Origin of the sequence: Laribacter hongkongensis DSM 14985 (genome assembly GCF_000423285.1) — a bacterium.
GTDB lineage: Bacteria > Pseudomonadota > Gammaproteobacteria > Burkholderiales > Aquaspirillaceae > Laribacter > Laribacter hongkongensis.
In genome coordinates, this window is record NZ_AUHR01000002.1 from 259,552 (window position 1) to 273,841 (window position 14,290).

Here is a 14,290-nt window from a genome sequence, read left to right on the forward strand (position 1 = left end):
TTACTCCGTGGCGAAATCCAGCAGGTCAGCTCCTTCCTGCACCTGTTCTCCGGGCTGGAAATAGTATTCCACCACCCGTCCGGAGCGCGGGGCCGTCAGGGTGTGCTCCATCTTCATGGCTTCCAGCACCAGCAGCGGCGTACCCTTGTCGACCGTGGCACCTGCATTGGCAAGCCACGCCACCACCCGGCCCGGCATGGGCGCCCTGAGGTGCGAACCGGCCTGTTCCTGCATGGCCGATACGGCCAGCGGATCCAGCCATTCCAGTTCGTGGCGCTGACCATGGAGATAGACAATACGGCGCGGGCCCAGGGCAAAAACACTGGCCGCCAGCTGTTGTTCGTCCAGTATCAGCTGCCAGCCGTCGGCCTGCTGCGAGGTAACCGTCAGTCGCCGGCCGTCCGGCAGCAGCCAGCCACCAGCAGCGGGGGTCAGGCTGACCGGCAGTTCCTGCCCATGCCAGGCAAACCGCCCGGCCAGCCGGGCCTGGCCGTTGAGGCGCCACAGCGGGCGGGTATGCCACGGCGAGGTGCCCGGCGTCATGCCGGCCAGCAGCGCCAGTGCCAGCACCTCGGCTGCGGGTGGCGTGGCCGGCGGAAACAGCCGGACTTCCTCGCGGGCGATCAGTCCGGTATCGAGGTCGGCCCCGGCAAAGGCGGGCAGTGCAATCAGGCGGGACAGGAAGGCGATATTGGTGGTGATGCCAGCGAGGCGGATGTCCGCCAGGGCCTGACGCAGCCGGGCCAGCGCTTCGTCGCGCGTGTGGCCATGCACGATCAGCTTGGCCAGCATCGGATCGTAAAACGGAGAAACCGCATCTCCTTCGGCCACACCGCTGTCGATGCGGACGGCGCTGCCGGTGGCCGGCCAGCGCAGGATGTCCAGCCGGCCGGTGGCGGGCAGAAAGCCCTTGTCCGGGTCTTCGGCGTACAGGCGCGCCTCGATGGCATGACCATGAAGCGGAATGTCGGCCTGTGCCAGTGGCAGGGCTTCGCCGGCGGCCACGCGCAACTGCCATTCCACCAGATCCAGCCCGGTAATCATTTCCGTGACCGGGTGTTCGACCTGCAGGCGGGTGTTCATCTCCATGAAGAAGAATTCACCCGTAGTGGTATCGACGATGAATTCCACCGTGCCGGCCCCTTCGTAGCCGACCGCGCGCGCTGCGGCGCAGGCCGCTTCGCCCATGGCAGCACGCCGGGCCGGGTCAAGCCCCGGTGCCGGCGCTTCTTCCAGTACTTTCTGGTGGCGGCGCTGTACCGAGCAGTCGCGTTCATGAAGATGCACGCACTGCCCGTGCCGGTCGGCAAACACCTGCATTTCGATATGGCGGGGCCGGGTCAGGTAACGTTCGAGCAAGACCTCGTCCGAACCGAATGCCGCCAGTGCCTCCCGCTGGCAGGAGGCCAGCGCTGCAGGGAAATCCTCTGCGCGCTCGACAATCCGCATGCCCTTGCCGCCCCCGCCCAGCGTAGCCTTGATCAGGACCGGAAAGCCGATGCGGCGGGCTTCCTGCGCCAGAAAATCCGGTGCCTGTTCGCTGCCGTGGTAGCCGGGCACCAGCGGCACACTGGCGGTGCTCATCAACTGTTTGGCTGCGGATTTGCTGCCCATGGCGGCAATCGCTTCGGGGAGTGGGCCGATAAAGACCAGTCCGGCGCGCTGGCAGGCGCGGGCAAAATCCGCGTTTTCCGACAGGAAGCCGTAACCGGGATGGATCGCTTCGGCCCCGCTATCGCGGGCGATGGTCAGGAGGCGTTCGGTATTCAGATAGCTTTCGCGGGCCGGTGCCGGGCCGAGCCGCCAGGCTTCGTCGGCCTCGCGGACAAACAGGGAACCGGCATCGGCATCGGAATAGACGGCAACGGTGCGGATACCGAGCCGGCGGCAGGTGCGGATGACCCGGCAGGCGATTTCGCCACGGTTGGCGATCAGGATCTTCTGGAACATGGCGGACCCTTTCTTACATGCGGAACACGCCGAAACGGGTATCCGGGATGGGGGCATTCAGGCTGGCCGACAGGGCCAGCGCCAGGACGTCACGGGTTTGCGCGGGATCGATCACACCGTCGTCCCACAGGCGGCTGGTAGCGTAATAGGGGTGGCCTTGCCGCTCGTACTGTTCGCGGACCGGTGCCTTGAAGGCGGCTTCGTCTTCCGCGCTCCAGTCATCTCCCAGCTGGTCGCGCTTGACGGTGGCCAGCACGCTGGCGGCCTGTTCGCCTCCCATGACCGAAATACGGCTGTTGGGCCACATCCACAAAAAGCGCGGGTTGAAGGCGCGGCCGCACATGCCGTAGTTGCCGGCGCCGAAACTGCCGCCGATCAGGACGGTGAACTTGGGTACCTGGGCGCAGGACACGGCGGTGACGAGCTTGGCGCCATCCTTGGCAATGCCGCCGTTTTCGTATTTCTTGCCGACCATGAAGCCGGTGATGTTTTGCAGGAACACCAGCGGAATCTTGCGCTGGCAGCATAGTTCGACGAAATGCGCGCCCTTGAGGGCCGATTCGGAAAACAGGATGCCGTTGTTGGCGATGATGCCGACCGGCCAGCCATCCAGATGGGCGAAACCGGTGACCAGTGTGGTGCCGTAGTTGGCCTTGAATTCGTCAAAGGCGCTGTCGTCCACCAGACGCAGGATGATTTCGCGCACGTCGAACGGTTTTTTCGGATCGGCCGGAATCACGCCGTACAGTTCCTCGGCGGCATGGCGGGGCGGGCAAGATGGCTGGCGGAGCGGGCCGGCCGGGCGCTGGCGGTTGAGCCGGGCCACGCTCTGGCGTGCCAGCGCAATGGCGTGGGCATCGTTGAGCGCGTAGTGGTCGGCTACCCCGGAAATGCGTGTGTGCACGTCGGCCCCGCCGAGTTCTTCGGCGCTGACCTCCTCGCCAGTGGCGGCTTTGACCAGCGGTGGCCCCCCCAGAAAAATGGTGCCCTGCTGGCGCACGATGATGGACTCGTCGGCCATGGCCGGCACATAGGCGCCTCCGGCGGTACAACTGCCCATTACCACGGCAATCTGCGGGATGCCCATGGCCGACAGGGTGGCCTGGTTGAAGAAAATGCGCCCGAAGTGGTCGCGGTCGGGAAATACCTCGTCCTGCATCGGCAGGAAGGCGCCGCCGGAATCGACGAGGTAAATGCAGGGCAGGGCATTGTCGCGGGCGATGTCCTGCGCGCGCAGGTGCTTTTTGACCGTCATCGGGTAATAGGTGCCGCCCTTGACGGTGGCATCGTTGGCGACGATGACGCATTCGGTGCCCGAGACCAGACCGATGCCGGTCACGACGCCGGCCCCCGGCGCTTCATTGCCGTACTGGCCAAAGCCGGCGAGCTGGGAAAACTCCAGAAAAGCGGTGCCCGGATCGATCAGCAGGTCGATGCGTTCGCGCGGCAGCAGCTTGCCACGGGCAATGTGCTTGTTGCGGGCGGCGTCACCACCTCCCTGGGCTGCCGTGGCGACCCGGTCACGCAGGTCGGCCACCAGCATCTGCATGCGGTCGGTATTGGCAAGAAAATCCGCCGCGCGCGGAGAAAGTTTCGATTCGAGGATCGGCATGCGCAGGATTCCGTAGCGGGCGCACCGGCCAGGCCAGCGCGCCGGGGTGGATTACCGGTATTCGGCCATCAGTTCGCGGCCGATCAGCCAGCGGCGGATTTCGCTGGTGCCGGCTCCGATCTCGTAGAGCTTGGCATCACGCAGCAGGCGACCGGCCGGATAGTCGTTGATGTAGCCGTTGCCACCGAGGCACTGGATGGCATCCAGTGCTAGGCGGGTAGCGTTTTCGGCGGCGTAGAGGATGGCGCCGGCGGCGTCCTTGCGCACGCTGCGGCCCTGGTAACCGGCATCCAGCGCGCGGCCGACGGCGTAGACGTAGGCACGGCTGGCAGACAGGGTGACGTACATGTCGGCGAGCTTGCCCTGCATGAGCTGGAAGTCGCCGATCGGCTGGCCGAACTGCTGGCGCTCGGCCAGGTACGGTTCGGCCACGTCAAGGCAGGCCTGCATGATGCCGAGCGGGCCGGCGGCCAGTACCGCGCGTTCGTAATCCAGCCCGCCCATCAGCACGTTGACGCCACCGCCGACACTGCCCAGCACGTTTTCTGCCGGGATGTCGACGTTGTCGAAGAACAGCGGATAAGTGTTGGAACCGCGCATGCCGAGCTTGTCGAGCTTGGGGCCATGGCTGAAACCGGGCATGCCTTTTTCGACGATGAACGCGGTGATGCCGCGCGGCCCGGCTGCCGGATCGGTTTTGGCGTAGACCACCAGCACGTCGGCGTCGCCGCCATTGGTGATCCACATCTTGCTGCCGTTGAGAATGAAACGGTCGCCTGCCGCTTCGGCGCGCAGCTTCATGCTGACCACGTCGCTGCCGGCATTGGGTTCGGACATGGCCAGTGCACCGATACGGGTGCCGGCGATCAGGCCGGGCAGGTAGCGGGCTTTCTGGGCAGCGGTGCCGTGGCGGCGGATCTGGTTGACGCACAGGTTGGAATGGGCGCCGTAGGAGAGTGCCACCGAAGCCGAGGCCCGGCTGATCTCTTCCATGGCGACAATATGGGCCAGATAGCCCATGCCGCTGCCGCCATCCGCCTCGGCGACGGTGATGCCAAGCAGGCCCATGTCGCCGAACTTGGGCCACAGGTCGGCCGGAAACTGGTTGGTGCGGTCAATGTCGGCAGCACGCGGGGCAATTTCGGCTTCGGCAAATGCCCGGACTGCGTTGCGCAGGGCAGCAAGGTCTTCACCCAGCAGGTCTGGCAGAGAGTTCATGCAGTGTCTCCTCGTTGGAAAAGCCGCTCTGTTGGCGACTGCTGGACTGCATGTTGAATAACGTTTACGTGAACGTCAACTTGTTTGGAGGGTAGGCCATGCATGAGGGCAACACCGCAGCACGGTCCGGTCGTTCATGCCATGACCAACCGGTGACAGCCAGACAGAAAATGTCCGCTATGGCAGGCTGGCAACTAGGTACGCCCATGGCTGCCGGAAAATGCTCGCTAAGCCTGCTGCGGGCTGACAGAATCAGGAAGACACTGACCGAGCGGAGAAACCATGTTGCTGGCGCGCATTCGTCCGGGACGAAAGGGCTGGATTGCCCTCGGGTTGCTGCTGGCCGCCATGCTGGCGCTATGGACCTGGCAACCGTGGGCCGGACCGCGCACAGGGGTGGTCCGGTTGGCCGAGCATCCGCTTACGCATACGGTGGTGGCAACCGGCTACGTGTCCAATACCGAAGAAAGCGTGCTGGGCGCCACACTGACGGCGCGGGTGGCCAGCCTGCCGGTGGAAGAAGGGCAGAGCGTGCGCGCAGGCGATGTCCTGATCCGGCTCGAGTCCGCCGAGGCCGCTGCGGCAGTGGAACAGGCCCGCGGCAATGCTCGCCAGGCCGACGCCACCCTTGCCGAAGCACGGCGCCAGTTCCGGCGTCAGCAGCAACTGTTTGCCCAGGGCTTCATCAGCCAGGCCGCCCTGGATGCCGAAGACAAGAAAGTCCGGCTGGCTGCGGCGCTGGCCGACACGGCTCATGCCGCCGTGACACAGGCCGGGGCGCATCTGGACGAGTTCACCGTGCGGGCACCGGCTGACGGGCGCCTGGTGTCCCGGCAGGTCGAAGCCGGGGATCTCGTCACGGCCGGCAAGCCGGTGCTGACTTTTGCCCGCCAGGGCCGGGGCGAGGTGCGGCTGGACGTGGACGAGCGCTATCTGGCGCGGCTGGCCGTCGGGCAGCCGGTGGTGGTGGCGCTGGACGCCTTTCCGGACCGGCAGTTCCGGATGCGCATCGTCCGGATTGCACCGCAGGTGGACCGTGACCGCGGAACCGTCCAGGTACGGGTGGCCGGCGCACCCTTGCCGGCTGGGCTGACCCACAACATGACCGTGTCGGCCGAAATCGTGGTAGCACAAAAGCCGTCGGCACTGACACTGCCGGCAGCAGCCATCTGGGAAGCGCAGGGGCGGGAATACGTCTGGCGTGTCGAGAACGGCCGGGTCAGGCCCGTTGCCGTGATCGTCAGCCCGGCTGCCGAAAGCCGGGTGGAGGTGCTCAAGGGCCTGAAGGCCGGTGACCTGGTGGTCAGTTCTGCGCTGATGCCGCTGACTGCCGGGCAGCGGGTGCGGATGGACGGGCCGGCACCATGAAATTTGTCTGGACCGTGGCATGGCGACTGATGCGCGAAGGCCGTTTCCAGAGCCTGCTGATTCTGGCCGGCGTCACCATCGGCGTAGCCGTCGTGGTTTACATCACGGCAGTGGTGAACGGCTTGCAAGCCAACATCATCGAAAAAACCCTGTCCACCCAGGCTCACATCGTCCTGAAGCCGCGCGAGGACCGCAACCGGCGCCTGATCGACCTGCCGGCCCGGGAGCTGATGACCGAAATCGAAACCCGCACCCAGCGCGAAAACACCATCGATGACTGGGAGCGCCGCCGGCAGGTTGCCACTGGCATTGCCGGTATCCGCACCAGTGCCGCCATTGCCAGCGGGCCGGGCTTTGCCACCAAGGGCGGCGTGCGCAAGTCCGTGTCGCTGATCGGGGTCGAGCTGGAGGACTACCAGCGCATCGTGCCCCTTGAGGCCAAGCTCCAGGCCGGCAAGGTGCAGCTGCCACAAGGCACGGTACTGATCGGCAACGAACTGGCCCGCGAGCTGGGCATCCGTCCGGGCGGACGCATCCGGCTGGTGGCGGCTACCGGCGTGGCAGAAAGCTATACCGTGTCCGGCATCCTCGATTTCGGCATCAAGGACCTGTCGCGCCGCTGGGTGCTGATGCCGCTCAGGGCGGCCCAGTCGTTGCTGGGCTACCGGCTTGACGTCACCGAGATCTACCTGCAGACCGACGATCTTTTTGAGGCCGACCGGCTGGCCGCCCTGGCTGCTGCCCGTACCGGGCTGGATGCCGACAGCTGGCAGGCCAGCAATTCCCAGCTGGTCACCGCATTGCGCAGCCAGACGGCTTCAACGTGGATGATCAAGATTTTTGTCACGCTGGCCGTAGCGCTGGGCATCGCCAGCGTACAGGTGGTGTCGGTGGTGCAAAAGCGCCCGGAAATCGGCATCCTGCGTGCCATGGGGACACCTGCCAGCCGCATCCGGGCCATATTTCTGGTGCAGGGCGGCCTATACGGGCTGGTCGGATCATTGCTGGGTACCTCGCTGGGCGCCGTGCTGTCGCTCGGATTTTCGCAGCTGGCGCGCAACAGCGACGGTTCGGCGCTGTTTCCGGTGGTGATCACGCCATCGCTGTTCATTGTCACGGCGCTGATTGCCACCGTGGTCGGCGTGCTGTCAGCCTGGCTGCCGGCCCGACGGGCTGCGGCGCTGGATCCGGTGGAGGCCATCCGTGGCTGATGTCCTGCGTCTGTCAGATGTCCGCAAATCCTACGGCGGCGGCAAGGCGCCGAGGGTCGAAGTGCTGCACGGCATTGACCTGGCACTGACCGAGGGTGAGTTTTCCGCCCTGACCGGGCCTTCCGGTTCGGGCAAATCCACGCTGCTCAACATCATCGGCCTGCTGGAATCCCCCACCTCCGGCGACATCATGCTGGCCGGCGAGGTGGCAGCCGGACTGGATGACGACCGGCTGACCCGGCTGCGCAACCGCTATCTCGGTTTCATTTTCCAGTTCCACCACCTGTTGCCGGCGTTCAGCGCCCTGGAAAACGTGCTGATGCCGGTGTTTGCCGGTCGCGGCCGGATTGAGCCTGCCGAGCGGGAACGGGCGAGACAGTTGCTGGAACGGGTCGGGCTGGCAGATCACGCCCACAAGCAGCCGGTGCAGCTCTCCGGCGGTCAGCAGCAGCGGGTGGCCATCGTGCGGGCGCTGATGGCGCGACCACGGCTGGTACTGGCCGACGAACCGACCGGCAATCTGGATACCCGCAGTGCCGCCGACGTGTTCGGACTGCTGCACGAGATCAACCGCAGCGACGGGGTGACGTTCCTGATCGTGACCCATGATCCGCGGCTGGCCGATACCTGCGTGCGCCGGATCGAGCTGGAAGACGGCCGGGTGGTGCGCGATACGGCACTGGCCGGCTCCGGCCGGAACTGACACTGTCAGGACAAAAACACCCGGCACAAGGCCGGGTGTTGTCCGAAGCAGGGTGGTTGCGGGTCTGGCTCAGAAAGCCGGTACCACGGCGCCCTGGTACTTGTCTTCGATGAACTTTTTGGTGGCCGGGCTGGTCAGCGCTGCCGACAGTTTCTTCATGGCCGGTGTGGCCTGGTTGTCCGGGCGCGAAACCAGGATGTTGACGTACGGCGACTGCTTGCCTTCGATCGCCAGCGCGTCCTTCATCGGGTTCAGCTTGGCTGCCAGGGCGTAGTTGGTGTTGATCAGGGCCAGATCAACCTGGCTCAGCACGCGCGGCAGGGTGGCGGCTTCCAGTTCCTTGAACTTCAGCTTTTTCGGGTTGGCGCTGACGTCCTTCACCGTGGCCAGCACGTTGTTCGGGTTCTTCAGCTTGATCACGCCGGCCTTGTCGAGCAGCATCAGCGCACGGCCGCCGTTGGTCGGGTCGTTCGGAATGGCGACGGTGGCACCTTGCGGCAGGTCGGCCAGTTTCTTGTGTTTGGTCGAGTAGGCACCGAACGGCTCGATGTGCACGCCGACCACGGTCACCAGATTGGTGCCCTTGCCCTTGTTGAATTCGTCCAGGTACGGCTTGTGCTGGAAGAAGTTGGCATCAAGACGCTTTTCGGCCACCTGCACGTTCGGCTGCACGTAGTCGGTAAAGACTTTCACGTCCAGCTCGACACCTTCCTTGGCCAGGGCCGGTTTGACGAATTCGAGGATTTCGGCATGCGGGACGGCGGTGGCGGCCACGGTCAGCTTGTCGGCGGCGTGGACGTTGAATGCGGCCACGGTGGCCAGCAGGGCGAGCAACTGTTTCATGATGGAACCTTCTCTCTCTTTTGATGGATGGGATGCCCGGGGTGTCCCGGTGTTACTTGCGCGAAAAATGCTGGACCAGACGGTCGCCGACGCTTTGCAGCACCTGCACCAGGATCAGGAGCAGGACGACGGTGACGATCATCACGTCGGTCTGGAAACGCTGGTAGCCGTTGCGGACGGCGAGGTCGCCCAGGCCACCGCCGCCCACGAGGCCGGACATGGCTGAGTAGGACACGAGGGTGATGGCGGTGACGATGACGCTGGCCAGGATGCTGGGCAGGGCTTCGGGCAGCAGGGCCTTCAGCACGATCTGGCGGGTGGAGGCGCCCATGGCCTGCGAGGCTTCGATGATGCCGCGGTCGACTTCGCGCAGGGCGGTTTCCACCAGCCGGGCGAAGAAGGGCGTGGCACCGATCACCAGCGGGGGAATCACCCCGGCCACGCCGATGGAGGTGCCGGTCAGCAGCACGGTGATCGGGATCATGGCGATCAGCAGGATCACGAACGGCAGCGAGCGCAGCAGGTTGGTCATGAAGGCCAGCACGCGGTAAAGGCGCGGGCTGTCCAGCAGTTGCTGCCTGCTGGTGAGGAACAGCAGGACACCCAGCGGCAGGCCGAAGGCAATGGTAAACACCAGCGAGACACCCACCATGATCAGGGTGTCCTGGCTCGCCAGCCAGATGTCGAGCCAGTCGACGTTGGCAAACAGTTCGTTCAGCAGTTCGGCGTTCATGCGCGCAGCTCCTCGACGGTCACGCCGTGTTCGACCAGCTGGGCGATGGCGTCATCCTGGTTGCCGCCCACCAGTGACAGGATGAGCTGGCCGTAGGGTGTGTCCTTGATGCGGTCGATGCGACCGGAAAGAATGTTGAAGTCCATGCCGGTATTGCGGGCCACCCGGGTCAGGAACGGCTCGTAGGTCCGCTCGCCGACGAAGGTCAGGCGCACGATGCGGCCGGGCACGTTGGCAAAGTCGGCGTACTGGTCGTTTTCGTCGATGTTTTCCGCTTCCTGCACGAACCGGCGGGTCGTGGCGTGCTGCGGATGCAGGAAAACATCGGATGCACGGCCGCTTTCCACCACATGTCCGGCATCCAGCACGGCGACCTTGTCGCAGATGCTGCGGATCACGTCCATTTCGTGGGTGATCAGCACGATGGTCAGGCCGAGTTCGCGGTTGATTTCGGCCAGCAGCCGCAATACGGAGCGGGTGGTTTCCGGATCGAGTGCGCTGGTGGCTTCGTCGCACAGCAGGATTTTCGGATTGGTGGCCAGCGCGCGGGCAATGCCGACCCGCTGCTTCTGGCCGCCCGAAAGCTGGCTCGGGTATTTGTCGGCTTGCTCGGCCAGCCCGACCCGCTCCAGCAACTGTGTTACCCGCTTGCTGATGTCGGCCTTGCTGTGGCGACCGGCGATCTGCAGGGGAAAGGCGACGTTGGCAGCGATGGTCTTCGACGACAGCAGGTTGAAGTGCTGGAAGATCATGCCGATCTGCTGGCGTGCGGCGCGCAGTCCGTCGCTGTCGAGGCGGGTGATGTCGTTGCCGTCGATCAGCACACGCCCGGCGGTCGGGCGCTCCAGCAGGTTGATCAGGCGCACCAGCGTGGATTTGCCGGCGCCCGAGCGGCCGATGATGCCGAAGATCTCGCCGCGCTCAATGGTCAGCGAGGTGCTGGCAACGGCCTGGAACTGGCTGCCGTCGGGTTTTTGGTAGGTTTTTTCAACCTCGAGTAACTCAATCATGAATCTGCTTCTGGCTGCCGGACTTTGGCAGCGGTCAATGTAAAAAGCCCGCCGGGACATCAATCACGGCGGGCTTGAATCTGTGGTTGTGGAATGACGGAGCATTCCGTAACGCTTTAGCAGTTTAACGCCCGCAAGCTGTGATCAAATCGGCGTAATCAGGTTTTGGAATATCCTGCCGTTCGTGATCGGTGTTGTCAAATAAAAAAACGAAAGGTTTTTATAACGAAAAACCGGACGCCAACGACATGGCAAACTGCCCTGAACCATTTTCTGCCTGTCGTGTTGCAAAGGCAATGGCATGGTTTTCCGGACGGTTTTCATGCTTTCAGGATTGCGGCAAAACCGGGCCGGCATGGCTGGTGCAGCAGGGGCGGGCATGGATCATGAGCCGGGCGGGTTGATGCCGGCCAAGGAACCGAAATGCAGTCAGATGCCGGGATATTTCCGGCTGATCCGGCCGGTCAATGCTGCCTGTGCGGGGGCCGGGCCAATGTCCCAGTCTGCAAAAGCGTGCAGGTCACCGGCGATTTCGGCCAGTACGCTGCGCAGTTCGAGTGGGGCAAGCCAGGATTCCGGAATGGCTGCCTCGCCAAGCAGCGTGCCCAGCAGGTTGCCGGTGATGGCACTGGTCGTACCGGAGTTGCCGTCGTGGTTGACCGCCAGCAAGACGCCGTGGGCAAAGTCTTTGGCCACCAGGGCACAGTACACCGCGATCGCCAGGGCTTCCTCGGCGACATGACCATGGCCGAGCGCAGCAATGGCCTCAAGCGGGGGCTGGGCCGAGTGTGCCAGTGTCTTGGCGTGTTGCAGGGCGGCCAGCACTTCCTGATGGCCGTCGGCCAGCGGCAGCCAGGCCAGGGTGGCATCCAGTGCCTGAGGCAGGCTGGCGCCATCGGCCAGTGCCAGTATCAGCATGGCCAGGGCACCGCCGGACACGGCTCCGGTCGGATGGCCGTGAGTCAGGGCGGCCAGCCCGGTACCGAGTGTCAGGGCATCCTGCAATCCGGCTTGCCCGCGCAATCGCCAGACAAACAGTCCTGCCGGGGCCGAGCGCATGACGCCGCCGCAGTCCTTGCTGTCGTTGCTGGCTGGTGCGCCCAGGTATGGCATGGCCTGCAGGGCGTGCAGGCAGGTGTGGCCGGGGTTGCGCTGCTGGTGCAGTCCGAAGCGGGAAACCAGCCAGCCCGGGGCATCGGTTTGTGGTTCGCGGATGGCTACGGAAGTGAGGCCTTGTGTGGCGAGCCAGCGCAGGTAGGCATTGGCGGTGACGCCGGTGTAGCTGGTCTGCCGGTGCAGCCGCAGACGCACCCAGCCGCGGATCAGTCCTTCGGCGGTGAAAAGTGACAGCTGCGTGCCGTCGGTAATGCGGCCAGGTCTGCCGCAGGCCGGAGCGCAACCGGTCAGGCCGTCGGGTCGGAACTGCCGGCAGATTTCTGCGTGACTCAGTTGCTCGACTGGAGTGCCCAGTGCATCACCGGCTGCACCGCCCAGCAGACAGCCGCGAAAACGGGAAAGCGGTGAGGGCAAAGGCATGGCAGCTTCCGGCTCGGCATGAAAATGTGTTTGCAGACTGCTCCGTCCGGTCGGGCCGGAGGCCAAGGCTGCGTGGATGGCGAGTTTACGCGCTTTGCGTATTGAATATCAGTGAAAGCTGTTTGTGGCCGGGCAGAAACGGAGGGGCCCGATATGGCTGGATGCCGGCAGGAAATCAATCCACCTGATACAGGAAACGCCAGCGCGACTGGTCTTCGCTTTCCATGCGCAACAGGGCGGTATGGTCGGCCCGTTGCCCTTCATATGCCTGCATGCTGTCGATTGCGATCATCAGAACGTGTACCAGATCAAAGTCCTTGGAAAAGGGTTTGGTCGTACAGCAGGCCATCCAGTCGATGTTGCGCGTCCATGGCGAGGTATCATCACCGTCAGGATTGATTTCCCATTGCTGGTTCGGATTCAGTGAACTTTGCAGGTGGACGTATTTTTTTCCGACCGGGCGGGCCGGAAAGATTTCAATGACGTCTTTGGCATGAAAGCGGCTGTCATTCTGGAGATGGCGCGCCAGCGGGAAGCCCAGGCGCTCGAAATAGGAGGCCAGCAGGTCAGCCAGACGGCCTTTGCGCGCAACAGCATTGCTGGGGGTGCGGCCGTCGGATTCGTAAAAAGGATTCTGCTGGCGCGGAATCAGGAAGCCCTTGAATTGAGGCTGAAGAATCAGGTCAAAAACCGGTTTGCTGGTCATGTAAGGAATAGTCGGGCTAGTTCAATTAAACAGCATGATAATCGATGCCGGAATGATTCAGGCGAAATATCATGTGAATCAAAGGGTTTGTTTGCTTTTGGCGTGCTGGCAATTGACCGGGGATACGGCAAGGCATGCCGGACGGCATTGCCGTGGCTGGTGTACCGGCAGACAAGACAAAAGCCACCCCTAGGGTGGCTTTCAAAACTGGTGTGGCGTCCCCACGGGGATTCGAACCCCGGTTATCGCCGTGAAAGGGCGGTGTCCTAGGCCTCTAGACGATGGGGACCTTGTCCGGTGCTGGCTGAACGCCAGTAAAATCAAACTGTGGTGGAGGTAAGCGGGATCGAACCGCTGACCTCTTGCATGCCATGCAAGCGCTCTCCCAGCTGAGCTATACCCCCACGTTCCGGTGCGTCCACAAGCTACAAAAACCTGTGCCGTCGAAGTGGGGCGCATAATATAAATGCCGGTTTAGACCGTCAAGCATTTTTTGAAAAAACGTGACATTCATTCATTTCGGCTACAATTTGCCGCCTTTTTGCATTTTCAAAAGCGAGCCCGTCTTGTCGGTTGATCATTATGAAAACTTCCCGGTCGGTTCTTGGCTGTTGCCAAAGCGCGTCCGCCATGCCACTCATGTGATCTACCGCTTTGCGCGTTCGGCAGACGATATTGCCGACGAGGGCGACGAACTGCCGGAAACCCGGCTGCTCCGTCTGCGCGAATACCGCACACAGCTTGATTGCCTGGCGGCCGGGCAGGTTCCGGACATGCCGCTTTTCCGCGATCTGGCCCGGGTCGTGGAGCAACACCGGCTGCCGCTGGAGCCGTTTTATCACCTGCTGGATGCATTCGAGCAGGATGTCACCGTCACCCGCTATGCCACGTTCGGGGACGTGGTCAGTTACTGCCGGCTGTCGGCCAACCCGGTCGGACGCCTGATGCTGCATCTTTTTGGCGTGACTGACCGGCAAAGCATGGCCATGAGCGACGGCATCTGCACGGCCCTGCAACTGGTCAACTTCCTGCAGGATGTGGCCGTTGACTGGCAAAAAGGACGGGTATACCTGCCCCAGAGCGCACTGGCACAATACGGCCTGACCGAGGATGCCATTGCCCGCGGTGACACGGGCGGCCTGTGGGGCGTGATGATGCGCGACCAAGTGCGGCGGGCACGCCAGTTCCTGGCTGCCGGTGCGCCGCTAGGCAAACGCCTGCCGGGCCGCTTCGGGCTGGAACTACGGCTGATCATTCTCGGCGGCGAGCGCATCCTGCAGAAAATCCACGCCAGCAACGGCGACGTGTTCCGGCAACGGCCGGTACTGCGGCCGTCCGACTGGCTGTACATGCTCTGGCGTGCCGTACGTGCCCGCTGACAGCAGGTTTTCCCGTCCATT

General features: G+C 63.8%; 13 protein-coding genes, 2 tRNA genes and 1 pseudogene. 4 read left to right on the forward strand and 12 right to left on the reverse strand.

Features of this window, described 5'->3' with window-relative positions; genetic code table 11:
• The 3 genes from G542_RS0102750 to G542_RS0102760 are packed head-to-tail and all read right to left on the reverse strand — an operon-like array spanning position 1 to position 4,780.
• Positions 1 to 1,950 (reverse strand): acetyl/propionyl/methylcrotonyl-CoA carboxylase subunit alpha, encoded by a 1,950-nt coding sequence (locus G542_RS0102750; RefSeq protein WP_027823318.1) that lies wholly within the window; start codon positions 1,948 to 1,950, stop codon positions 1 to 3.
• 13 nt (positions 1,951 to 1,963) lie between these two features.
• On the reverse strand, positions 1,964 to 3,562 hold the full coding sequence (locus tag G542_RS0102755; protein ID WP_027823319.1) for a carboxyl transferase domain-containing protein: 1,599 nt from the start codon (positions 3,560 to 3,562) through the stop codon (positions 1,964 to 1,966).
• A gap of 51 nt (positions 3,563 to 3,613) precedes the next feature.
• Positions 3,614 to 4,780, reverse strand: a complete 1,167-nt coding sequence (locus tag G542_RS0102760; protein WP_012697525.1) for an isovaleryl-CoA dehydrogenase — start codon at positions 4,778 to 4,780, stop codon at positions 3,614 to 3,616.
• Between the two features lie 282 nt (positions 4,781 to 5,062).
• On the opposite strand from G542_RS0102760, the gene G542_RS0102765 reads away from it, so the two are divergent.
• Genes G542_RS0102765 through G542_RS0102775 form a run of 3 tightly spaced genes read left to right on the forward strand, consistent with a single transcriptional unit; the run spans position 5,063 to position 8,062 of the window.
• The gene (locus G542_RS0102765; RefSeq protein ID WP_081666716.1) at positions 5,063 to 6,148 is read left to right on the forward strand and encodes an efflux RND transporter periplasmic adaptor subunit; all 1,086 of its coding nucleotides are present in this window, start codon (positions 5,063 to 5,065) and stop codon (positions 6,146 to 6,148) included.
• Complete coding sequence (locus G542_RS0102770) at positions 6,145 to 7,359, forward strand: ABC transporter permease (RefSeq protein WP_012697522.1); 1,215 nt, start codon at positions 6,145 to 6,147, stop codon at positions 7,357 to 7,359. The genes G542_RS0102765 and G542_RS0102770 overlap by 4 nt, the downstream gene beginning before the upstream one ends.
• Positions 7,352 to 8,062: an ABC transporter ATP-binding protein gene (locus G542_RS0102775; protein WP_027823321.1), complete on the forward strand. Its 711-nt coding sequence runs from the start codon at positions 7,352 to 7,354 to the stop codon at positions 8,060 to 8,062. Before G542_RS0102770 ends, G542_RS0102775 begins: the two co-directional genes overlap by 8 nt.
• A 69-nt stretch (positions 8,063 to 8,131) precedes the next feature.
• Here the strand turns inward: G542_RS0102775 and G542_RS0102780 are convergent, their stop codons facing one another.
• The 9 genes and pseudogenes from G542_RS0102780 to G542_RS0102810 all read right to left on the reverse strand — a co-directional run bounded on the left by G542_RS0102780 (position 8,132) and on the right by G542_RS0102810 (position 13,294).
• The gene (locus G542_RS0102780; protein ID WP_012697520.1) at positions 8,132 to 8,905 is read right to left on the reverse strand and encodes a MetQ/NlpA family ABC transporter substrate-binding protein; all 774 of its coding nucleotides are present in this window, start codon (positions 8,903 to 8,905) and stop codon (positions 8,132 to 8,134) included.
• Positions 8,906 to 8,957: 52 nt separating this feature from the next.
• Positions 8,958 to 9,638, reverse strand: a complete 681-nt coding sequence (locus tag G542_RS0102785) for a methionine ABC transporter permease (protein WP_012697519.1) — start codon at positions 9,636 to 9,638, stop codon at positions 8,958 to 8,960.
• The gene (locus G542_RS19715) at positions 9,635 to 9,922 is read right to left on the reverse strand and encodes an NIL domain-containing protein (RefSeq protein ID WP_444542755.1); all 288 of its coding nucleotides are present in this window, start codon (positions 9,920 to 9,922) and stop codon (positions 9,635 to 9,637) included. Before G542_RS19715 ends, G542_RS0102785 begins: the two co-directional genes overlap by 4 nt.
• Positions 9,914 to 10,648 (reverse strand): annotated as a pseudogene (locus G542_RS0102790) (methionine ABC transporter ATP-binding protein); the annotation flags it as partial. The gene G542_RS19715 and the pseudogene G542_RS0102790, both read right to left, overlap by 9 nt.
• A gap of 144 nt (positions 10,649 to 10,792) precedes the next feature.
• Positions 10,793 to 11,029 carry a hypothetical protein gene (locus G542_RS18375; protein ID WP_155826588.1) on the reverse strand — a complete coding sequence of 79 codons (237 nt, stop codon included), beginning with the start codon at positions 11,027 to 11,029 and terminating at the stop codon, positions 10,793 to 10,795.
• A gap of 48 nt (positions 11,030 to 11,077) precedes the next feature.
• A complete protein-coding gene (locus tag G542_RS0102795; RefSeq protein ID WP_027823323.1) occupies positions 11,078 to 12,184 on the reverse strand; it encodes an ADP-ribosylglycohydrolase family protein in 1,107 nt (368 codons plus the stop codon).
• Between the two features lie 175 nt (positions 12,185 to 12,359).
• Positions 12,360 to 12,890 (reverse strand): hypothetical protein, encoded by a 531-nt coding sequence (locus G542_RS0102800; RefSeq protein WP_027823324.1) that lies wholly within the window; start codon positions 12,888 to 12,890, stop codon positions 12,360 to 12,362.
• A gap of 213 nt (positions 12,891 to 13,103) precedes the next feature.
• Positions 13,104 to 13,179 (reverse strand) — tRNA-Glu (locus G542_RS0102805).
• 39 nt (positions 13,180 to 13,218) lie between these two features.
• Positions 13,219 to 13,294: transfer RNA gene (locus G542_RS0102810), tRNA-Ala, on the reverse strand.
• A 162-nt stretch (positions 13,295 to 13,456) separates the two neighbouring features.
• On the opposite strand from G542_RS0102810, the gene hpnC reads away from it, so the two are divergent.
• Complete coding sequence (gene hpnC / locus G542_RS0102815) at positions 13,457 to 14,269, forward strand: squalene synthase HpnC (protein WP_027823325.1); 813 nt, start codon at positions 13,457 to 13,459, stop codon at positions 14,267 to 14,269.
• Positions 14,270 to 14,290: the final 21 nt, after the last annotated feature.